The sequence below is a fragment of the Bacillus sp. FSL R5-0820 genome (genome assembly GCF_038593385.1).
Classification (GTDB): Bacteria; Bacillota; Bacilli; order Bacillales; family Bacillaceae; genus Bacillus; species Bacillus altitudinis.
Map to the genome: position 1 here is coordinate 3,295,423 of NZ_CP151991.1, position 21,597 is coordinate 3,317,019.

A 21,597-nucleotide genomic window follows, 5' to 3' on the forward strand; every position below is an offset into this window, starting at 1 on the left:
GAATGACAATCTACAGGTAATTTTTAGATATGAAAACGCTTTACAAAGTAATAGGAGGGTGACGATATCATGGGAAAAACAAAACACAAGGGGCCTATTAAACTCAACAAAAAACCCTCACCAAAGCTATGGGCCTCTTTTGCTCCTATGGGGCTTGGAAAAGTAAAACCGAAACACATTCGAGACACAATGAAAGTGGCATGGGAGAACAAAGATAACCTCCCCTATGCGTACCGTATATTGACTCAGGGCGTTTGTGACGGCTGTGCTCTTGGTGTATCAGGTTTATACGATCAAACACTAGCAGGACCCCATATATGCACAACAAGACTGAATGTGCTACGGCTTAACACAATGCCAGCTATTGATCCAAAATGGTTCGAAGATATTGAGCGGCTCAAACAAATGGATAGCACGTCTCTTCGAAAACTTGGGCGTATTCCTTATCCTCTGATTCGAAAAAAAGGTGAGAATGCCTTTACACGCATTTCTTGGGATGGTGCATTAGATCAAATCGCCGCTAAAATCAAATCGATTGATAAACGTCAGCTTGCTTTCTATTTAACAGCTAGAGGGATTACGAATGAAGTGTACTATACTGCGGCGAAAGCTGCGCGATATATTGGAACAAATCATATCGATAATGCTTCTCGTATTTGCCATTCACCAAGCAAAACCGCTCTTAAACGCTCCCTTGGTATAGGTGCATCCAGCTGTAATTACAGTGATTGGATTGGAACAGATGTATTGATTTTTTGGGGCTCTGTTGCAGCAAACAACCAGCCGGTTTCCACTAAATATATATACGCCGCTAAAAAGAAAGGAACCAAGATCATTGTCATCAATCCATATAAAGAGCCTGCAATGGAAAAATATTGGGTCCCTTCTATCCCAGAAAGTGCTTTATTCGGCACAAAAATAGCGGATGATTTTTATCAAGTCAATATAGGCGGCGATATTGCGTTTATGAATGGTGTCATCAAACATTGGTTTGAAATGGAAGAGCAAGCGCCTCATTCCGCTCTTGACCATGAATTTATCCAAGCGCATACAACCGGCATAAAAGATGTAAAGCAGCATGTCGCTCAGTTAAAATGGGCGGATCTCGAAGCATCGTCAGGCTTATCTAAAGAAAGAATGAAGGAATTCGCTGTACTGCTTGCCAATGCCAATTCAGGGGTGTTTATTTGGAGTATGGGTCTCACTCAGCATCGTTTTGCAACTGATAATATATCACAAGTCGCAAACCTTGCCATGTTACGAGGATTTATTGGCAGAAAACATTGTGGCGTTATGCCTATTCGTGGCCATAGCGGTGTCCAAGGTTCAGGCGAAATGGGTGCCGATCCATTCGTATTGCCCGGCAGTGATTTTGATGAAGAGAATATTAAAAGAATCGAGAAGATATGGGGATTTGATATTCCAAAATGGCATGGTGACACGATTGGGCAATCATTTGAAAAAATGGCTCTTCCAAAAGAACACCCGCAAAAGCTGAAGATGCTGTTTACTAGCGGTGGAAACTTTTTAGAAACGATGCCAAATCCTGAAGCGATTGAAAAAGCACTATCCGAGCTTGAACTTCGTGTCCATCAAGATATTATTTTGAACACCTCTACACTGGTAGAAGCAGAAGAGACTGTGATTGTTCTGCCTGCAATGACAAGATATGAACAGCCAGGCGGCGGTACATCAACCAGTACGGAACGCATGGTGTATTTCAGTCCGGAAATTGAAGGGCCACGCATTGAAGAAGCCAGAGCTGAATGGGACATTTATATTGACCTAGCAAAAAGGGTTCGTCCAGAAGATGCGAAGCTGATTCATTTTGACCATGCTGAAGACATTCGTCGTGAGATTGCCATCGCAAATCGGAACTATGATGGGATCCAGCATTTGCGTCATAAAGGGGATGTCTTTCAATGGGGTGGCGCATGGCTTTGCGAAGATGGGGTGTGTCCAACACCGGATGGAAAAGGACACCTGCTCCCAGCACAGCTTCCCCAATATCGAAAAACTGAGGGGCATTTCAATATCACGACAAGACGAGGCAAGCAATTCAACTCTATGATTTACAGTGAAAAGGATGCCTTTAATGGCGGAAAGCGGCATTCTATCTTGATGAATGAAGAAGATGCGAAAGAGCTTTACGTCCAAGAAGGCGATCCTGTTGTCCTTTTCAATCAATATGGATCCTACCAAGGAGTTGCTCAATTCGGAGAGCTGAAACGTGGAAATATTGCAGTTTATTGGCCTGAAGGAAACGTGTTAATACCAAAAGGAGTTTACGAAAGCTATTCCCAGATTCCAGAATACAATACCACCGCGATATTAGAAAAAGCCGAAACCTTTCATGCAAGAAAAGATCAGCACTACGTGGAGAAACGGATTGATGAATTAGAAACGACTTTAAATTGATCCTTTATGAAAAAACAGCTGGGGGTTTCTCCCCAGCTGTCTATTCACATCTTATTGACCAAAAGAGTTCGCTTCTTTTTGAAGAATATGATTCAATTCTTCTGCATTTGCTGCTGGTTGATATTGTCCACCACCAGCTTTGGCAACAGATTTTAGACTTTTTGCTTCTTTTTCATTTACATCGAAGCCAATGATGTTGACGATTGTGTCAATACCTTCTTCATGTAATTGCTTCGCTGCTTGTGATGGGCTTCCGCCACATGTTTCCTCACCATCGCTGACAACATATACAATATTTTTCCCTTCAGCTTGGTGATCTTCAAAATCTTGTTTCGTATCAGTTAATGCTTTGGCAAGTGGTGTCCAGCCTGTTGGACCATACACATTCAGCGCTTGTTGAAAGGCTGCTTGCTCATATGTTCCAAATCCATAAACTGCTTCGGAACTTGCACAAGAAACGGCTTTTCCTGCATTTTTATTCGTTCCTTCATGACCAAAAACACGAAGCAAGACTTGTGTATCTTCTGATAAAATACTTGCGAAACTTTGGATCGAGCGTTTTGCGATATCAATTTTCTTTTCGCCTTCAACTGATTGTGCCATGCTTCCGCTTAAATCAAGTAAAATCACCACGTGAGCAGGCTCCTTTTTCGTTACAGCATGAGCTGGTGAAGAAAGAAGCAGAACAAGACTCGCTAAAATGGTTAATATAATATTTCTTTTCATTAAAAAATCTCCCTTTTTTTCATTTGTACAGAAAAAGAGAAACGAAAGCATCAATCAATCGTTTCCCTTTTCTTCAGCAAGTTATTCGTGTAGTTTTAATGATTCTGCTGTAAGGATAGAACCCATTTCTTTCCCAGTGCTTGCTTGGTAGTAATGACCTTTACCAGCTTTAGCTACTTGCATCAATTGACCTTCATAGCCATCGTTAAAGTCTAATCCAATCACATTGACTACAGTAGATCCCTTTGAGTTATGAAGCTCTTTCGCTACTTTCACTGGATCTCCACCACAAGTTTCTTCACCATCAGTAATTAAGTACACAATGTGTTTTGTTCCTTTATGAAGCTGCTTATCTGCTTGCTTTGCACTTTCAAGAGCACGTGCAATCGGTGTCCAGCCATTTGGTCCAAGACCGTTTAGAGAGTTTTCGAAACTATCCTTTTCATAAGGCTGAACGCCATAAACGCCTCTAATGACTTCACATGATTGAGCTTTACCTGAGTTTTTGTTGTTTCCTTCAGACCCAAACAAACTCATACGGATTTTAGCATCTTTCGGAAGAGACTGAGCAAATTTAAATACCTCTTGTTTTGCTAAATCGAATTTGCGCTCTCCATCCACTTTTCTTGCCATACTTCCACTTGCATCAAGTAAGATGGTCACTCTTACATCTTTCTTATGTTTTTTGGCTGATGCTGCTTCTGCAAATACTGGTGAAGAGATTGACATTGATAATGTCAATACAGCTAAGGTTACGAGTGTAAATACTTTTTTCAACATGCTTTTCCTTCCTCCTTATGTATTTGATTGAAACATCTTAATCGTAAAATATTCTGTCTTGGAATGGTATAGGACTCGATCCCTTTTTCTCTTTCATCAAAATCACTAAAATTCTGTCAGATGTCTAGATATTTTCACCTAAAGACTCTTTTGTCACCCTCGTTTTCTCATTCTTTCGAGGGGCTTTGTATCGGCCATCGGTTCTTGTCGGGATGTAAATGTTTAAGATTTCCTGAGGTGCGTCTTAAGTCGCAATTTGTCACATTCTGTTCAAACCTCTTCACACATAAAAAAAGATGCCCCCATTTTGAGGCATCTTTGCTTTTATTTCTTAGCCATATATGTGTTCAGAAAGCGATCAGCTGATTCAATTTTTATCCCTTGATAATAATGTTTCACGATCGCCTCTACTTTTTTACCTGACTGTGCCATATAATGTGCACCATACTGACTCATGCCCACACCATGGCCATACCCTTTTGTCGTAATTACGATTTGCTGACCCTTTCGTTCCCATGTAAAGTCCGCAGAGTGCAATCCTAGTGATTCGCGAATGTCTCTACCCGACAATGTTTTTCCGTTAATGACGGCTTTGGCTACTTGATTGCCTGGTGTACGTTCTACAATTTCTCCCACCTGCTGTTGGCCAAGGGTCACACCCAGTTTTTGCTGAAATTCGCTCACTGTGATGGTTTTCTTGTTTTGGAATTTGGGTGATTTTTCGTCCCATTTACTTGAGACGCTTTTCAAATAAGGGATTTCATTTTTCCAATAAGCTTCTGCATTTTCGGTTTTCCCATTACTTGTTGAAAAGAAGGAAGCATCAATTGGTTTTTCGTCATACGTCAGTACTTTCCCTTGTGTACTGGCGACAGCTTCTGTGACCTTTTTTAATTTCCAATTGTACGCTTTTCCCCAAATTTTCTTCAGTTCCTGTTTATTTTTGTACACTTGGAACATTTGAGTGTCATCTACAAGAGAACCTTGTGGAGATTTGACGGTTTTATCAATGATCATTTGTCTGACGATATACGTTCTAGCGGCGAGTGCCTGTGCCTTGAGCGCCTCAATTTCAAAATCGGCTGGCATTTCAGAAGCGACGACACCGATCACATACTCTTCTAAGGGGATGTTTTCTACCTGCTGATGCGCTGAACGGTAGACGGGAATGGAGACGGGTGATTGTTTCAATTTGACTGAACCTTTCACTTCTTTTTTAACTGATGGTTCTGCTGCTACGTGTTGGCTGGCCGCTGGTTTTCCTTGGAACGTCGGCAACACGAGTAAGGTTGGAATCATTAAAATGATGATGCAAATTCCTGCGATTGTCCATATCATTGGTTTCATATTGGCTGCCCCCATTTGTCATTGAATCTCTTTTATCCTATGGGCAAGGACAAGCTAATATGACAGCTTCTTTCATTCATTGGACAAGTCTTTTGGTGATACGCTCGTGCTCTTCATCATTTGATTGACTGTTCGTCTTTATGAATAAAATTTAAAATGATTGGATACACTAATGATAAGCTTTTGAAAATGGAACCAGTCTATGATTCTAAAAAAAATCAGCATGCCCAAATGGACACACTGATTTCTTTTATCATTACGCGTTCAGATCTGATACAACTTGTTCTTGTGTCACATCTGCTGATTCATCATTTACTCTTTCAATGTCTGCACCGATTGCTGCTAGTTTTTGGTGGAAGTTCACATATCCACGATCAATATGCTTCAATTCAGTGACACGTGTATGACCTTCTGCCACTAATCCAGCAAGTACAAGTGCTGCTCCTGCTCTTAAATCAGTCGCTGCCACTTCAGCACCTTGAAGTTGAACAGGTCCATTGATAATCACAGAGCGACCCTCAATTTTAATATCGCCATTCATGCGGCGGAATTCTTCAGCATGCATAAAACGATTTTCAAACACAGTTTCTGTGATCATGCTTGTTCCGTTCGCACGAAGCAATAGGGCCATCATCTGAGATTGCATATCCGTTGGGAACCCAGGATGCGGCATTGTTTTTAGATCGATTGGCTTGAGCTCAGATGGTCCAATGACTCTTAAACCTTCTTCTTCTTCAATGATCTGAATACCCATTTCTTCCATTTTTGCCACAAGTGAAGTCATGTGCTCAGGCACAGCGCCTTTTACAAGAACATTTCCTTCAGTAATGGCTGCTGCCACCATAAACGTACCAGCTTCAATTCGGTCAGGGATGATGTTGTGTTTTGCACCGTGAAGTGTTTCTACACCTTCGATTTTGATTGTACCAGTTCCAGCCCCGCGAACCTTACCGCCCATGGCATTGATGTAGTTTGCCAAATCAACAATTTCAGGTTCTTTTGCTACGTTTTCTAAAATCGTCGTTCCTTCAGCCAATGCTGCTGCCATGATGATGTTTTCAGTTGCCCCTACACTTGGGAAATCCAAATAGATTTTTGCACCTTTTAAACGGCCATTTACTTCAGCCTCGATGAAACCATTACCTACTTGAATTTTAGCTCCCATTGCTTCAAAGCCTTTTAAATGCTGATCAATTGGTCTTGAACCAATCGCACAACCACCAGGTAATGCAACTCTTGCATGACCTGTTCTAGCTAAAAGTGGTCCCATGACGAGCACAGATGCTCTCATTTTACGGACGTACTCAAACGGAGCCTCAGTTTCTAGTGCATGAGATGCATCTACTGATACTTCGTTATTTTCAAAATGTACTTCTGCTCCTAAATGACGTAACACTTCATTGATTGTATATACATCGGAGAGCGTAGGTACATCACAAATTACGCTTTTTTCTGTACTTGCTAACAAAGATGCAGCGATAACTGGTAAAACGGCATTTTTTGCGCCTTCTACTTTAACTGTGCCGTTTAACTTTTGACCGCCGCGGACGATGATTTTTTCCAAGGTCTTCCCCTCCGCGTCCCAAATTCTCTATATTAATATTCAGTCGTTACGATTGGTGTGCCAACCGTAATCGTATGATTTTCGTTCATTTCCGAACTTCTGATGGCAATTTGAACATTCATTTTATCATTTGAAGTCATAATGAACTGTTCCCACTTCTCTGTGTAAGCGGAAAGCGACACAAAATTAGACTCAACGAGATACTCAACTGGTTTTGCTTGAAATTCATTTGCTATCATTTCAGCTTTTTTTTGCAAAACAACATCCATCATACCATTTACATGACCATCGAGACAAGTAAAAATCACAAATTTTTCTTGTAATATGCTTTTTGCATGACGTACGAACTGATCATATGTATGCTCCCAGGTATTCAGTGGGCGAGCACCTTTTTGCTCATATAATAAATACGACTTTTGGTTTGATTTTGTGTCGGTCTTCACGAGTAAAATTTTCGATAATGTATCATTTTTTTCATCTTTGTAAATTCCTGTGACTTTGGTGACATGTTTCTCTTTTTTTTCGGTCCACTCATACTGTCGTAGTTCGTCTTTCAAACGTTTCACTTTTTTTGAAAATTGTTCGGATGAAATGTCTATATTTGTTTTGGCATGAAGCGTCCATCCACTTACTTCGATTTGCTGGTTTTTCATACCTTCTGCTATTTGGGCGAGCGTGGATGTTTCTTCCGCCCGAACACCTTGAATCATCAGAACAAAAAAAAGAATAAATGCAAATAATGGCCAACCTTTTAAATACTTTCTCACTTGTCATTCCCCCTTGCTACAAGTGTAGCCGCAAGGAGATCAATGCATACGTGGAAAAGTCATCAAAGGCCATATTTTTGACACTTCTTTTTACGTTCCCGCAGAAGGCAGTGACCAAACCTTTTATGTTAAAACATATAAGGGATTTGTCTGGAGAAATTTAAATAATCAAGGAAGAAATTGCTGACTGCCGATGCAATAGCAATCGTGAGCAGCATCATGAGCAATCTAGCTTGAATAATTTTTCCTTTTTTAATCAGTGGATCGATATTCACCGCAAGCAATGCCCACCACGTAATGGCGATAAAAAATAGGTGGATCACAATACTGACAATTGCTTGTTGTCCTACGTCTTCCATACACTTGAATCCTCCTTTTATTGATTTCTGTAAAGGAAAACTCCCTTTCATTATATCCTCCAAAATCGGAAAGATGAATCATTTGGAAAAAAGAGCTACATTTAGAGTGAATCCCCTCTTATTCTGATGCGAAGGAGATGATATACTGCGGTGGAAGGAGCTGATCATATTTGAAAGATTCTTTTCCTGACTTTGTTGATTTGTACGGAGAACTGGTTCCCTCATTTGAACATGAATGGGAAGCCATTGCTTTCTACTTTGATTATAGACAGACACAGCTAGAAGAATTAGCACAATTGTGTCATTTTCATAACATTTCTTTGGATTACTCAGAGGAAAGCCTTTATCAGTTAGAGTCATTATACTTCGATGCCTTCCGTCAGCAGCTTTTTGCTGAGTGGAAAATGCCTATTGATGCATTGGAAGCGATGTTGAGTGTGTACATGGGAGAGGTTGTCATCAAGCATCATTCAGATGCTGATTGGGTCGTGCGGCCTTATATGGACTCTTCGCATCAATATACCCTTGGCTTGCGCCGAAACAATAAAACGTGGCATAGTACGCATTTTTGCGAGCATTTATATCTTGAAAAGCAAGCATCTCATCCGTATGTGTCGATGTATCAGTCTCTCATGTCATCCTAAAAAAATCCTTCTTATCGCAATGATAAGAAGGATTTTCTGTTTTATTTCCCTGCTACATTTAAACGGTTTAATGCCCGTTTTAATGCGAGTTCCGCCCTGCGTACATCACTTTCATTCGGGTGGTTCAAATGCTCTTCAGCACGCTGTTTCGCTGATTTAGCGCGATCAACATCAACTTTGTCTGATGTTTCAGCAGCCTGAGCAAGAATGGTTACTTTTTCGGGGCGAACTTCAACAAATCCACCGCTTACTGCAACCAATTCAGTTGATCCACTATGTTTTAAGCGAACTGCACCGATTTTTAGCGGAGCAACCATTGGAACGTGGCCAGCTAAAATCCCAAGCTCACCGCTTTCTGCTCTTACACTGACCATTTCCACATCCGCTTCATACACTGGGCCGTCGGGAGTAACGATATTGACTTGAACGGTCTTCATGCTTTTACCCTCCTAAGGACCAGATTAGGCCTCTACACCCATCTCTTTGGCTTTTTCAACCACTTCTTCAATGCGGCCGACTAAGCGGAATGCATCTTCTGGAAGGTGATCGTATTTACCAGATAAGATTTCCTTGAAGCCTTTAACAGTTTCTTGCAATGGCACATAAGAACCTTTTTGGCCAGTGAACTGTTCTGCTACGTGGAAGTTTTGAGATAGGAAGAATTGAACACGACGAGCTCTGTGTACCACAAGCTTATCGTCCTCAGATAATTCATCCATACCTAAAATGGCAATGATATCTTGCAATTCTTTATAACGTTGCAATGTTTGCTGAACTTCACGCGCGATCGCATAATGCTCTTCGCCAACAATCTCAGGTGCAAGGGCACGAGATGTTGAAGCAAGTGGATCTACCGCTGGGTAAATCCCCATCTCTGTCAACTTACGCTCAAGGTTTGTCGTTGCATCAAGGTGAGCGAACGTTGTAGCTGGAGCTGGATCTGTATAGTCATCCGCAGGTACATAAATCGCTTGAATCGATGTAACCGATCCTACGTTTGTAGACGTGATACGCTCTTGAAGCTGACCCATTTCTGTTGCAAGAGTTGGCTGATAACCTACCGCTGAAGGCATACGTCCAAGAAGGGCTGATACTTCAGAACCTGCTTGTGTAAAGCGATAGATGTTATCGATGAAGAACAATACGTCTTGACCTTGTTCATCACGGAAATGCTCTGCCATTGTCAAACCAGTTAGAGCTACACGCATACGTGCACCTGGTGGCTCGTTCATTTGGCCGAAGACCATCGCTGTTTTTTCGATAACGCCAGAATCTTTCATTTCGTAGTAAAGGTCATTTCCTTCACGTGTACGCTCTCCAACACCAGCGAATACAGAAATACCGCCGTGTTCTTGTGCGATGTTGTTGATCAATTCTTGAATCAGAACGGTTTTACCAACACCGGCTCCACCGAATAGACCGATCTTTCCACCTTTGATGTAAGGAGCAAGAAGGTCAACAACTTTGATACCTGTTTCAAGAATTTCAACTTCTGTAGAAAGTTGATCAAAAGAAGGCGCTTGTCTGTGGATTGGGTCTCTTTGCGCTTCCACACCAAGTGGCTCATCTAAGTCAATGTTATCTCCCAGTACGTTGAATACACGTCCAAGTGTTACGTTACCAACTGGTACTGAAATTGGTTTTCCAAGGTCTACAGCTTCCATACCGCGCTTCACACCGTCTGTTGATGCCATTGCGATGGTTCTCACTGTATCATCACCTAAATGTAGTGCTACTTCTAAAGTTAAGTCGATATCAACTTCACTTTCGCTTTCCGCTTTATGCGAAACTTTGATCGCATTATAAATCTCAGGCAAGTGACCGTCTTCAAAACGAACGTCTACGACTGGTCCCATGATCTGACTGATGCGTCCTGTTTTCATTGCATTCCCTCCTGACAATTATTTCTATTCTAAGGCAGCTGCTCCGCCGACAATTTCTGTAATCTCTTGTGTAATCGCTGCTTGACGAGCACGGTTGTAAGAGAGTGTCAGGCTGTCGATCAATTCTTTTGCGTTGTCTGTTGCACTCTTCATCGCTGTCATCCTTGCAGCATGTTCACTTGCTTTGCTGTCAAGAAGCGCACCGAAAATCAAACTCTCTGCATATTGAGGAAGGAGAACTTCAAGAATTTCTTCTTCAGAAGGCTCAAACTCATAAGATGCGGAACGTTTATTTGGTGTCGCTGCGGCCGAAAGGTCCGTTAGCGGCAATAATTTTTTCTCTGTTACTTCTTGTGAAATGGCACTGACGAAATGGTTATAGAACATGTAAAGCTCATCAAACGCTTCATCAGAGAACATTTGCACTGTACTGCTTGCTAATTCTTTAATATCAGCAAACGCTACTTCGTCTCCAAGCCCTGTTACTTCAGAAATAACTGGAATACCACGCTTTTTGAAGAAGTCGCGTCCGATTTTACCAATCACAATCACCGCATATTCATCAGCAGATTGATGACGAGATTGAATGGCTTGGTAAGCGGCACGTAAAATCGAGCTGTTAAAAGGTCCTGCAAGTCCTCGATCAGATGTAATGACGAGATACCCTGTTTTCTTAACAGGTCTTGAAAGAAGCATTGGGTGCTTAGCACTTGTTCCAGTTGCGATTGCCGCAACGACTTCTTGGATTTTCTCCATGTATGGAACAAAGGACTTCGCATTATTTTCAGCACGATTCAGTTTCGCAGCTGATACCATTTGCATCGCTTTTGTGATCTGACTCGATTTTTTTGTTGACGTGATCCTTGACTTAATATCGCGTAATGAGGCCAAAGATTTCACCACCTTTTTTCAGGAATCCGTGTTCATTTACGTGAAAAGAGAGAAAAAGAGAATCTTTTTCTCTCGGAAAGATTACTAATTAGTTGCTTGGTGCAAACGTACGTTTAAAGCCTTCGATCGCTGCTTTCCACTCTTCATCAGCAGGCATGTTTCCTGTTTGAGAGATTGTGTCAAACAAGTCTTTATGGTTTTCTTCAATGTACATGAATAACTCAGCTTCAAAGCGTTTGACATCAGCAATCGCTACATCATCTAAGTATCCTCTTGTCAGTGCATAAAGAATCGCTACTTGTTTTTCAACTTTCAGCGGTTTGTTCAAGTCTTGTTTTAAGACTTCAACTGTTCTAGCACCACGGTTTAATTTGGCTTGAGTCGCTTGGTCTAGATCAGATCCAAACTGAGCGAATGCTTCAAGCTCACGATAAGAAGCAAGATCCAAACGAAGTGTACCTGCTACCTTTTTCATCGCTTTGATTTGTGCAGAACCACCTACACGAGATACAGACAATCCTGCGTTTACCGCTGGACGTACGCCTGAGAAGAAGAGGTCAGATTGTAAGAAGATCTGTCCATCTGTGATTGAGATAACGTTTGTTGGGATATATGCAGAGATATCACCAGCTTGCGTTTCTACGAAAGGCAATGCTGTGATAGAACCGCCACCCTTTTCATCACTAAGCTTCGCTGCACGCTCTAATAAACGAGAGTGAAGATAGAAAACATCACCAGGGAATGCTTCACGACCTGGAGGACGACGAAGCAATAATGAAAGCTCACGGTAAGCTGCCGCTTGTTTAGAAAGGTCATCATACACAACAAGCACATGCTTGCCGTTATACATGAATTCCTCACCCATCGTTACACCTGCATAAGGAGCAAGGTAAAGAAGTGGAGCTGGCTGTGATGCAGAAGCTGTGACAACGATTGTGTAGTCAAGCGCACCATGCTTACGAAGTGTTTCAACAACACCACGAACAGTTGATTCTTTTTGTCCGATCGCTACATAGATACAGATCATGTCTTGATCTTTTTGGTTCAGGATCGTATCGATTGCAACAGATGTTTTACCTGTTTGACGGTCCCCAATGATCAATTCACGCTGTCCGCGTCCGATTGGAATCAAGGCATCAATTGCTTTAATTCCCGTTTGAAGCGGCTCATGTACCGATTTACGATCCATAACGCCTGGTGCTTCACTTTCGATTGGACGTGTTTTGCTTGTTAAAATTGGACCTAGTCCATCAACAGGCTGACCAAGTGGGTTCACAATACGTCCGATTAACTCTTCCCCTACTGGAACCTCCATGATACGACCTGTACGTTTTACGTCGTCACCTTCACGGATATCTTTGTAAGGTCCTAAGATTACGATACCTACGTTAGACTCCTCAAGGTTTTGAGCCATACCCATTACACCGTTAGAGAACTCAACAAGCTCTCCTGCCATAATGTTGTCAAGGCCATGTACACGCGCGATACCGTCCCCTACTTGAATGACTGTACCGACATCTTTTACTTCAATTTCAGATTGATAGTTTTGGATTTGCTGCTTTATCAGCGCGCTAATCTCTTCAGCTTTGATACTCACTAAGGTTTCACCCCTTCTAACGATTTTCGCCTGCAAGCTGACGTTCAATGCGGGAAAGCTTTCCGCTGACACTGCCGTCATAAATGCGGTTTCCGATACGGATTTTCACTCCGCCTATTAGATCCTTGTCAATCACGTTTTCAACACGCAGTGATGTGACTCCGGCTTTTTTGGCAAATACTTCAGATAAAGATTGAATTTCAGCTCCGCTGAGCGGTTTAACTGAATACACGATCGCATCGTCTATTTGTTTCGTACGGTTTGCAAGTTTCACAAACTCAGACGCCATTTCAGGAAAAATATTCGTGCGTCCGCGGTCAATCAATAAATACATTGTGTGCAAAACATATGTCGAAACACCTTTGAAAGCTTCTGCAATCAGATGTTTCTTTTTGTCTGCCGTAATCTTCGGATGAACAAGAAAGTCATTTAATTCTTGGTCAGCCTTCAGAACTTTTTTGATCTCATTCAGCTCTTTTTCAGTTTCGTCTACTGCCGAAGAAGCAAGAACGATGTCAAAAAGAGCAGAAGCGTAACGCTTAGAGACAATAGTCACGCTCATCGGCTTTCGCCTGCCTCTTTAAGATACTCTTGGATCAATTTCTCTTGTGCTTGCTCATCAAGTTCTTTTTCAATCACTTTAGAAGCAATTAATACAGAAAGTGATGCAACTTGCTCGCGCAGTGCAGCCACAGCTTGTTCTTTTTCTTTCACGATTTCAGTTCTAGCAGACTCTTTCAAGCGCTCTGATTCTTGACGTGCTGCTTGAATGATGTCTTCTTTTTGTTTCTCACCAATCTTTTTCGCATTTTCGATGAGTGTATGTGATTCTTCGCGTGCTTCTTTTAATAAGACACGTTGTTCTTCAAGAAGCTTTTCAGCTTGAACGTGCTTTTCTTCAGCACTTGAAATTTCATTTCCTATATAATCTTCACGCTGTTTCATAATCCCTAATAAAGGCTTAAGCGCAAATTTCTTTAAAAGTGCAAGCAGGATGAGCATAGCGATTAGCTGGAACAACATATCCCCGGCATTAAAACTTAAGCCCCCTGCTCCTAAAACCACTGGTAACTGAGACATTTAGTACGGCAACTCCCTTCTTTAAATAATATGTTAAGAAACAAAACATAAAGGAATGGCGAAGTTTCGAACTAATCTGATCTTCGCCATTAAAATTCATATTAGAACGCTTCTCACATATTAACCAAAGAATGCCAAGAATGCGATAACGACAGCGATAATTGGAAGTGCCTCAACTAAAGCTACCCCGATGAACATAAGTGTTCTTAGTTCTCTACCAGCCTCTGGCTGACGAGCGATTCCTTCAACTGTTTTAGATACGATTAGACCGTTACCAATACCTGCTCCTAGTGCTCCTAAACCGATTGCAATTGCTGCTGCTATTAAATTCATTAAAAAGCTCCTCCTTTAAAATAACGTCCATTTTGGACTCTCAATTTTTTAGTGTTCGTCGCTGACTTTATGGGAGATATACACCATTGTCAGCATGGTGAAGATAAATGCCTGGATGGTTCCGACAAACAAACTGAATGCCTGCCATACAATCATCGGCACGATGGCACCTAATGTACCAACAATACCTAGTGCAATGTTTTGCGTGTAGAAATTGGTCGCAAGTCCTGCGAGCAAACCAAGAAGAATCTCTCCAGCGAAAATATTTCCGTAAAGACGCAAACCAAGTGTTAACGTGTTTGCAAATTCTTCAATGATTTTCAGCGGCACTAAATATGGGATCGGCTTGAAAAAGTCTTTTGTATATTCCTTGACTCCTTTCGCCTTGACACCATAATAATGTGTCAATCCCATGACCATAATTGCTAGTGTCATTGTGATTGCAGGATCAGCAGTTGGTGATTTCCACCATAAGTTGTGATCGACCGTAATCGAGAATGGCAGTCCAAGCATGTTTGAAACAAATATGTACATGAGTAATGTAACGCCAAGCGCTAGAAATGGGGCTCCTGTTTTCATGTCCATCGAACTACCTATGATATTTCGAACAAAATCAACAATCCATTCCATGAAGTTCTGCGCCTTTGTCGGACGAATAGCCAGAACACGAGTAGTCAGCACCGCTATGAGAAGAACGATGATACTAGCAATCGTAATCATGAGAACATTGGATAAGTTGAACGTTAACCCTAAAAATTCTGTAGTTTTTGAACTGTGACCCAAAGAGTATTCACCTCTCTTCCATAGTAGAACGTTTAAGTTGAATGAAGGAATCTATCATAATGACAGGATATATTGTCATTAATCCTATAACAACACCTGCCAGATGAACTTCGTTAGGGTAACGCCAAGCAATCGCTACTGCGAGAATTGCGTTGGCCCACCTGGCTGTACTTCCCATTGAACGAATAGATTTTCCTTTTTTAACTGCTCGATCAAAAGCATGCATTCTCCGAATAAGCAGGAATAAATTAAAGAAAGCAAAAATTGTGCCGATAATGAAACCAAGAAACAGTGGTTTAAAACCAGGCATGGCATAGCCAAACACAAAAATTGCCAATAAATAGAACATATATTTACTCTGTCTGCGGAAAATGACGTTTGGATCGTTCATTCATCTGACTCCCGATGAAAAATATTGTAAAAAAGGTGATAAATGGTGATGAAAACTGCGTAGAAGACGCTTATGATAAGCCGTCCTATTTGAAAAAAATCAATCACCCATCGGTCTAATTGTGCAATCAGACTTGAAATCTTTAGATCTATGGGATTCTGCTTCATTCGCTGATACAAACCCTGATTATTAAAGGGTTCACAATGAGGATTAGTAGAGTGCTATAGGCTATGAAAACCTTACCATAATACCCTCGTTTAGCATACAATAGCGTCTATGATGTGTCAATCCGTTGAAAGTTAAAAAACTTTTCTATAATGAGAGAGCACACAAAATGTTCACAATTTCATCAAACTTTAGGAGAGTTGTGACATTCATTCAAAAAAACTGCTAATGTTCAGTATACATTGATTTTTCTAAGAACGATATCAACCGTTTGTCATATTTTTCAAAAAAGCCCACATGCACGTTTGCATGTGGGCTTTTCATGAATCTTTCTTATTTTGTTCCATACATACGGTCACCAGCATCACCAAGACCTGGGATGATGTAACCTTTTTCGTTTAACTTCTCATCTAATGCCGCAATGTAGATATCAACATCTGGATGATGTTTTTGCATTTCTTCTACACCTTCTGGCGCAGCAATCAGACACATGAAGCGGATGTTTTTCGCACCGCGTTTTTTCAAGCTGTTTAATGCTTCTACAGCTGATCCGCCCGTTGCAAGCATTGGGTCTACTACGATAAATTCACGCTCTTCCACATCAGATGGAAGCTTCACATAATATTCAACAGGCTTTAATGTCTTCGGATCACGGTATAAACCGACATGTCCCACTTTGGCAGCTGGAATGAGTTTCAAAATCCCGTCTACCATTCCAAGACCTGCTCTTAAAATCGGCACAACTCCGAGTTTTTTACCTGAGATCACGTTTGATTTAGCGACTTGTACAGGTGTTTCTACATCTACCTCTTCAAGCGGTAAGTCTCTTGTGATTTCAAATGCCATTAATGTTGCGACTTCATCCACTAGCTCTCTAAATTCTTTTGTTCCTGTATGAACGTCACGAATATATGTAAGTTTGTGCTGAATAAGCGGGTGATCAAATACATAAACCTTTGCCATTGCTTGCTACAACTCCTTTTCTGTCATCTTCCGGTGAACTTTGCACACTTCCTACAATTCTACATAAAAAGACATCATCTTTCAATATGATTCGCAAATCCTACAAAAAAAACCCACATGCCAAAAATAGGCAAATGGGTCTGCATCTTAATAATCTAATTCTTGATATAGAGGGAAACGAGCTGTCAGATCAGATACACGCTTTTTCGCCTCTTCTAATTTCGCTTCATCTTCATGATGTTTCAGAGCAAGCGCAATAATGGAACCGACTTCTTTCATCGCTTCTTGATCGAAGCCACGGCTTGTCACTGCTGCTGTACCTACACGTACACCACTTGTAACAAATGGTTTCTCTGGATCATATGGAATTGCATTTTTGTTCACCGTGATACCAATTTCATCAAGAACGTTTTCTGCAATTTTTCCTGTAATGCCAAGAGAGCGCAAGTCGATGAGAACAAGATGGTTATCTGTTCCACCAGATACAAGCTGAATATCCTCAGATAAAAGTGTTTCAGCTAGTTGTTTTGCGTTATCAATCACGTTTTGTGCATATGTTTTGAAATCTCCGTTCAATACTTCACCGAAAGAAACAGCTTTTGCAGAGATCACATGCATGAGTGGTCCACCTTGAATACCAGGGAAGATCGATTTGTCGATCTTTTTACCAAACTCTTCACGGCATAGAATCATTCCGCCGCGAGGTCCGCGCAATGTTTTGTGAGTTGTCGTTGTCACAAAATCAGCGTAAGGAACAGGATTTGGATGAAGACCTGCTGCAACAAGACCCGCGATGTGAGCCATGTCCACCATAAAGTAAGCACCGACTTCATCGGCAATTTCACGGAACTTTTTGAAATCAATTTGACGTGGGTAAGCACTTGCCCCCGCTACGATTAGTTTCGGCTTATGCTCACGTGCTTTTTCAAGTACATCTTGGTAGTCGATATGCTGTGTTTCTTTATCTACACCGTATTCTACAAAGTTGTACTGTACGCCGCTAAAGTTTACAGGGCTTCCATGTGTTAAATGCCCGCCATGTGATAAGTTCATGCCTAGCACTGTATCGCCATGCTCAAGGATTGTAAAGTATACGGCCATATTCGCTTGAGCACCTGAGTGAGGCTGTACGTTCACATACTCAGCGCCAAAAATTTCTTTTGCGCGGTCACGTGCGATATCTTCTACAACGTCTACATGTTCACAGCCGCCATAGTAGCGTTTACCAGGGTAACCTTCTGCATATTTGTTTGTTAAGACAGAGCCCTGCGCTTCCATGACTGCTTCGCTTACGAAGTTTTCTGATGCAATTAATTCGATTTTGTCCTGCTGGCGTTTCCGCTCTAGTTGAATTGCTTTGAATACTTGTGCGTCTTGCTCAGGTAAATGTTTCATCAGCGAAATCCTCTCCAATCTATTTCCATTCGATGTTTTCACCATCTCATTGTACACGGTTTTTGAGTAAAATGTAAAAGTTTTTTTTGGAAAATCGACTTCTTTTTTATGAAAATCCGAATATTCAAGGGGTGGAGCGTCTTCATCATTCAACATTATATTAGAAATATATCCGAACTATGATCTTGTATAAACGGCTCGTTCTCCGCCAATCAGCTTTGGACGAGTTTTTGCAAACGTCACATGTGCTTGTCCTAATTGATGACGGCTGAGACGGACCGGTACGGCTACCCGCTTTAAGTGCATGCCGATGAATGTATCACCGATATCAATCCCTGCATGTGCTGAAATGGATTCAACCAGCACAGGGTGTTCCATTTGCTGATACGCATGAGCCGCCATAGAACCACCCGCCTGACGGACAGGTACAGCCGCTACAATTTCTAAGTTAAGCCGGTACGCCACCTCTTCTTCCACAACGAGGGCACGATTCAAATGCTCGCAGCATTGGAAAGCCAATTCGATTCCTGTCTCGCGTCTCAGTTGATCGAGCTCTTGATAAATAGCTTCAGCAATTTGCTCACTTCCCGCTGTCCCAATGTGCTCGCCAGCCACTTCTGATGTACTGCAGCCAATCACTAAAATGTGGCCGGCTCGCAGTTCAACTGTTTGATGAAACTCTTTTAACATCTCAAGCCAATCTTGACCAATGTTCATGTTAAGCGCTCCTTACAGGTGCTTTTCTTCGTAATCAGCGATTTTACCAATCCGCACAGCATGACGTCCTGCAGTAAATTCTGTTGTCAGCCAAATGTGAGCAATCTCTCTTGCCAATCCTGGTCCAATGACTCGTTCTCCCATCGCAAGAACATTTGTATCGTTATGTTCTCTTGTCGCCTTTGCACTGAATGTATCATGCGCCAGTGCACAGCGGATGCCTTTCACTTTGTTTGCTGAAATGCTCATACCGATACCTGTCCCGCAAATCAAAATGCCTCGATCGACTTCTCCGTTTGCCACCATATTGGCTACAGGAAAAGCATAGTCAGGGTAGTCTACAGAACCTGATCCACATTCACAACCCATATCAATGTATTCAATCTTTAATTCATCCATTAGTTGTTTGATTTCTTCACGAATATTCGTTCCGCCGTGATCGGATGCAATGGCTACTTTCATCGGGCAATTCCTCCTAAGGGTGAGTTAATCTGTCATGTCTTACATTCATTCTTTATTTACAGTTATATTTTAACCTCTGCCTAGTCATTTGCAAACAAAAGCAGAAAAACCGTTTGCGCAACGGTTTTACAGGTTGTCCATTTATGAGGATTTGTGATCCTGTTTAAGCTTTTTAGCAAGTTGATACAATAGCGTTTCTAGTTCATCTCGTGTCTCCTGATAAATGGAGAGGCTCCCTCCAAATGGATCCGACACGTCACCTTCTGATCCTGTCGCAAATTCTTTTAGAGTGAAGACCTTGTCTTTCACATGAGCATATTGCTCCACAATCAACTGTTTATGCTGAATCGTCATGGTGAAGACATAATCTGCTTCATGAAGAAGTTCTTCTGTTAGTTTAGACGACGAGTGATTGAGTGGAATGCTTTTCTCAAATAATGCTTCGACTGCTTGAGGAGAAGCCTTCCCTGCATCAGAGGCGAAGATGCCCGCTGATTTTACAGTGACCTGTAAGCCTTTTTCATCTGCAATGGAGGAAAAAAGGGCTTGAGCCATCGGACTTCTGCAAGTATTTCCCGTACAAACAAATAAGATATTCATCTTTCGACCTCCTTTTCTTCTATTATATAGCATTTCATTCTACATGTTATGTAAGGAGACTGGCTAGAGCGGAAATAATAATTTGATTCCAAAGGCTAGTAAAATAAACCCGCCAAGCGCACCGCTATATGAACCTACCCATGACCGAACCTGTTTACCGAGTAATAATCCAAGCCATGTGAGCATCATACTAAAAAAGCCAAACAATAAAATGGTCATCAACACCCGAGAACCGTAAATCCCCAGGCTTAAGCCAACGGAAAAACTATCTAAACTCACACTTGTTGCAAAAAGAACGAGACCGGCCCCAACAGGTGCGATAAATGGCTTATCTTCTTTTCGGATAGAAGCGATGATCATTTGCAGACCTAGCACCAAAAGCAGCGCCCCGCCTATATAGGTTGCTAGGAGCCCAAGCCAGCCAGATAAAAGCTGACCTGTTAGCATGCCAAAAAGAGGCATAAACATATGAAATATCCCAATGACAAGTCCAATATAAAGGATCTGGCGGAATCTCAGCTGAATCATCCCCATGCCGAGTCCAACCGAAAAGGCATCCATTCCAAGTGCAAAAGCCATGATACTGAGTGTCAGCAATTCGCCAGCTAGTTCATTCATGTAAATCCCCCTTGGACACGCATTCTCCTTTAACCTATGTTTGTCCAAGAGAGGTTAGAACTATTTGAATGAAGAGAGAGTGCGCCCTCCTGCCGCTTTTTGCAGACGGTTCATGATCGCAGAACCAACTCCCTGCTCTGAGAAGGCTTCTGAAATGATCAAGTCTACATCCGTTTCATCAAATTGTCTCAGCACACGATATAAGTTTGAAGCAACCGTTTCAGGCTTTTCTCTCCATCCACAGCTAAAGATAACATCTGCCGCAAACCATTCCTTCTTTTCTTCTGTCGTCAGCACACCTACTTTTAGCCCTTCAGCTCGGTACTTCTGAATGTGCAGCTGCATGTCTTCATCACTTCCATGAAATATATACATTTGTGCTTCAGGTGCATAATGTGTGTATTTCATTCCCGGCGATACTGGCACCTCATCCTTTTTCGTCAGCCCTGGATCCATGTTGACCGTTCCTACGACCTCTTCTAACGCTTCTTTTGTAATACCCCCCGGCCTTAAGATCACTGGAATCTCGTCTATACAGGATACAACCGTTGACTCCACGCCAATACCTGTTGAACCACCATCGACAATGCCAGCAATTTTCCCATCAAGATCACTCGCGACATGATCCGCAAGTGTCGGCGACGGTTTTCCCGAACGGTTGGCACTAGGCGCGGCAATTGGCAAACCAGCTGCTCGGATGAGTTCAAGCGCAACAGGATGATCAGGCATTCTTACGCCTACTGTTGTTAAACCTGCCGTCACCTGCTTTGATAATGTGCCCGGCTTACAAGGTAGAACAATGGTGAGAGCGCCTGGCCAAAAGGCATCCATCAGCGCTGTTACTTTTTCATTTTCTATTTGCGCAAATTCATGAAGCTGTTGAACGTCCGCAATGTGAACAATCAACGGATTATCACTTGGGCGTCCTTTCGCTTCATAAATTTTCTTCACAGCCTCTGTCTCTTTTGCATTTGCCCCTAGTCCATACACCGTTTCTGTCGGAAAAGCGACCACTTCATTCTGCCGCAACAACAGAGCTGCTTGTTCAATTTGTGGATAGTATGTGGATAAATCCTTTTTTAAATCCACAGACCATCTTTTTGTATTTAACATC

At 41.9% G+C, this 21,597-nt stretch carries 24 protein-coding genes; 2 read left to right on the forward strand and 22 right to left on the reverse strand.

From position 1 onward, the window contains the following. Nucleotides 1-69 precede the first annotated feature (69 nt). Nucleotides 70-2,418 carry an FdhF/YdeP family oxidoreductase gene (locus tag NST15_RS17035; protein WP_342498688.1) on the forward strand — a complete coding sequence of 783 codons (2,349 nt, stop codon included), beginning with the start codon at nucleotides 70-72 and terminating at the stop codon, nucleotides 2,416-2,418. 51 nt (nucleotides 2,419-2,469) lie between these two features. On the opposite strand, the gene NST15_RS17040 is transcribed toward NST15_RS17035, so the two are convergent. From NST15_RS17040 to NST15_RS17065, 6 genes are all read right to left on the reverse strand, one after another. Next, nucleotides 2,470-3,144, reverse strand: a complete 675-nt coding sequence (locus NST15_RS17040; protein ID WP_026050166.1) for a VWA domain-containing protein — start codon at nucleotides 3,142-3,144, stop codon at nucleotides 2,470-2,472. 81 nt (nucleotides 3,145-3,225) lie between these two features. Continuing rightward, entirely contained in the window at nucleotides 3,226-3,924 is a 699-nt protein-coding gene (locus NST15_RS17045; RefSeq protein ID WP_080934067.1) for a VWA domain-containing protein, read from the reverse strand. 324 nt (nucleotides 3,925-4,248) lie between these two features. Beyond that, nucleotides 4,249-5,271 (reverse strand): stage II sporulation protein D, encoded by a 1,023-nt coding sequence (spoIID, locus tag NST15_RS17050; RefSeq protein ID WP_008343381.1) that lies wholly within the window; start codon nucleotides 5,269-5,271, stop codon nucleotides 4,249-4,251. Between the two features lie 256 nt (nucleotides 5,272-5,527). Further along, the gene (gene murA, locus NST15_RS17055) at nucleotides 5,528-6,835 is read right to left on the reverse strand and encodes a UDP-N-acetylglucosamine 1-carboxyvinyltransferase (protein WP_007497616.1); all 1,308 of its coding nucleotides are present in this window, start codon (nucleotides 6,833-6,835) and stop codon (nucleotides 5,528-5,530) included. 32 nt (nucleotides 6,836-6,867) lie between these two features. Continuing rightward, on the reverse strand, nucleotides 6,868-7,602 hold the full coding sequence (locus NST15_RS17060) for a YwmB family TATA-box binding protein (RefSeq protein WP_008343385.1): 735 nt from the start codon (nucleotides 7,600-7,602) through the stop codon (nucleotides 6,868-6,870). Between the two features lie 128 nt (nucleotides 7,603-7,730). After that, nucleotides 7,731-7,961 (reverse strand): DUF1146 family protein, encoded by a 231-nt coding sequence (locus NST15_RS17065; RefSeq protein WP_008343389.1) that lies wholly within the window; start codon nucleotides 7,959-7,961, stop codon nucleotides 7,731-7,733. 170 nt (nucleotides 7,962-8,131) lie between these two features. Between NST15_RS17065 and NST15_RS17070 the strand changes: the two genes are divergently transcribed. Continuing rightward, nucleotides 8,132-8,605 carry a hypothetical protein gene (locus NST15_RS17070; protein WP_019743250.1) on the forward strand — a complete coding sequence of 158 codons (474 nt, stop codon included), beginning with the start codon at nucleotides 8,132-8,134 and terminating at the stop codon, nucleotides 8,603-8,605. 41 nt (nucleotides 8,606-8,646) lie between these two features. Here NST15_RS17070 and NST15_RS17075 read toward each other — a convergent pair whose 3' ends face one another. The 16 genes from NST15_RS17075 to NST15_RS17150 form a co-directional block, all read right to left on the reverse strand. Next, nucleotides 8,647-9,042: a F0F1 ATP synthase subunit epsilon gene (locus tag NST15_RS17075; RefSeq protein WP_008343393.1), complete on the reverse strand. Its 396-nt coding sequence runs from the start codon at nucleotides 9,040-9,042 to the stop codon at nucleotides 8,647-8,649. Nucleotides 9,043-9,066: 24 nt separating this feature from the next. Continuing rightward, entirely contained in the window at nucleotides 9,067-10,488 is a 1,422-nt protein-coding gene (gene atpD, locus NST15_RS17080) for a F0F1 ATP synthase subunit beta (RefSeq protein ID WP_008343395.1), read from the reverse strand. A 24-nt stretch (nucleotides 10,489-10,512) separates the two neighbouring features. Further along, the gene (locus NST15_RS17085; RefSeq protein WP_007497628.1) at nucleotides 10,513-11,379 is read right to left on the reverse strand and encodes a F0F1 ATP synthase subunit gamma; all 867 of its coding nucleotides are present in this window, start codon (nucleotides 11,377-11,379) and stop codon (nucleotides 10,513-10,515) included. Between the two features lie 88 nt (nucleotides 11,380-11,467). Beyond that, nucleotides 11,468-12,976 (reverse strand): F0F1 ATP synthase subunit alpha, encoded by a 1,509-nt coding sequence (gene atpA / locus NST15_RS17090; RefSeq protein ID WP_008343398.1) that lies wholly within the window; start codon nucleotides 12,974-12,976, stop codon nucleotides 11,468-11,470. A gap of 16 nt (nucleotides 12,977-12,992) precedes the next feature. After that, nucleotides 12,993-13,538, reverse strand: coding sequence for a F0F1 ATP synthase subunit delta (locus NST15_RS17095; protein WP_007497632.1), 546 nt, complete (start codon nucleotides 13,536-13,538; stop codon nucleotides 12,993-12,995). Continuing rightward, the gene (gene atpF, locus NST15_RS17100) at nucleotides 13,535-14,056 is read right to left on the reverse strand and encodes a F0F1 ATP synthase subunit B (RefSeq protein WP_017360037.1); all 522 of its coding nucleotides are present in this window, start codon (nucleotides 14,054-14,056) and stop codon (nucleotides 13,535-13,537) included. Before atpF ends, NST15_RS17095 begins: the two co-directional genes overlap by 4 nt. A gap of 120 nt (nucleotides 14,057-14,176) precedes the next feature. After that, nucleotides 14,177-14,389 carry a F0F1 ATP synthase subunit C gene (atpE, locus tag NST15_RS17105; protein ID WP_003214968.1) on the reverse strand — a complete coding sequence of 71 codons (213 nt, stop codon included), beginning with the start codon at nucleotides 14,387-14,389 and terminating at the stop codon, nucleotides 14,177-14,179. Between the two features lie 48 nt (nucleotides 14,390-14,437). After that, the gene (gene atpB / locus NST15_RS17110) at nucleotides 14,438-15,172 is read right to left on the reverse strand and encodes a F0F1 ATP synthase subunit A (RefSeq protein ID WP_017360038.1); all 735 of its coding nucleotides are present in this window, start codon (nucleotides 15,170-15,172) and stop codon (nucleotides 14,438-14,440) included. Nucleotides 15,173-15,179: 7 nt separating this feature from the next. Next, nucleotides 15,180-15,563 (reverse strand): ATP synthase subunit I, encoded by a 384-nt coding sequence (locus NST15_RS17115; RefSeq protein ID WP_007497639.1) that lies wholly within the window; start codon nucleotides 15,561-15,563, stop codon nucleotides 15,180-15,182. A 498-nt stretch (nucleotides 15,564-16,061) separates the two neighbouring features. Continuing rightward, a complete protein-coding gene (gene upp, locus NST15_RS17120; RefSeq protein ID WP_003214553.1) occupies nucleotides 16,062-16,691 on the reverse strand; it encodes a uracil phosphoribosyltransferase in 630 nt (209 codons plus the stop codon). Nucleotides 16,692-16,838: 147 nt separating this feature from the next. After that, nucleotides 16,839-18,086, reverse strand: a complete 1,248-nt coding sequence (glyA, locus tag NST15_RS17125) for a serine hydroxymethyltransferase (RefSeq protein ID WP_024718755.1) — start codon at nucleotides 18,084-18,086, stop codon at nucleotides 16,839-16,841. Nucleotides 18,087-18,263: 177 nt separating this feature from the next. After that, nucleotides 18,264-18,803, reverse strand: a complete 540-nt coding sequence (locus NST15_RS17130; protein WP_041091410.1) for a TIGR01440 family protein — start codon at nucleotides 18,801-18,803, stop codon at nucleotides 18,264-18,266. 12 nt (nucleotides 18,804-18,815) lie between these two features. Then, nucleotides 18,816-19,265, reverse strand: a complete 450-nt coding sequence (rpiB, locus tag NST15_RS17135; protein WP_003214714.1) for a ribose 5-phosphate isomerase B — start codon at nucleotides 19,263-19,265, stop codon at nucleotides 18,816-18,818. 141 nt (nucleotides 19,266-19,406) lie between these two features. Further along, nucleotides 19,407-19,865, reverse strand: a complete 459-nt coding sequence (locus tag NST15_RS17140) for a low molecular weight protein arginine phosphatase (RefSeq protein ID WP_017360042.1) — start codon at nucleotides 19,863-19,865, stop codon at nucleotides 19,407-19,409. 63 nt (nucleotides 19,866-19,928) lie between these two features. Next, nucleotides 19,929-20,483, reverse strand: coding sequence for a manganese efflux pump MntP family protein (locus NST15_RS17145; RefSeq protein WP_052320298.1), 555 nt, complete (start codon nucleotides 20,481-20,483; stop codon nucleotides 19,929-19,931). 60 nt (nucleotides 20,484-20,543) lie between these two features. After that, nucleotides 20,544-21,596: an L-threonylcarbamoyladenylate synthase gene (locus tag NST15_RS17150; protein ID WP_342498689.1), complete on the reverse strand. Its 1,053-nt coding sequence runs from the start codon at nucleotides 21,594-21,596 to the stop codon at nucleotides 20,544-20,546. Nucleotide 21,597 lies beyond the last annotated feature (1 nt).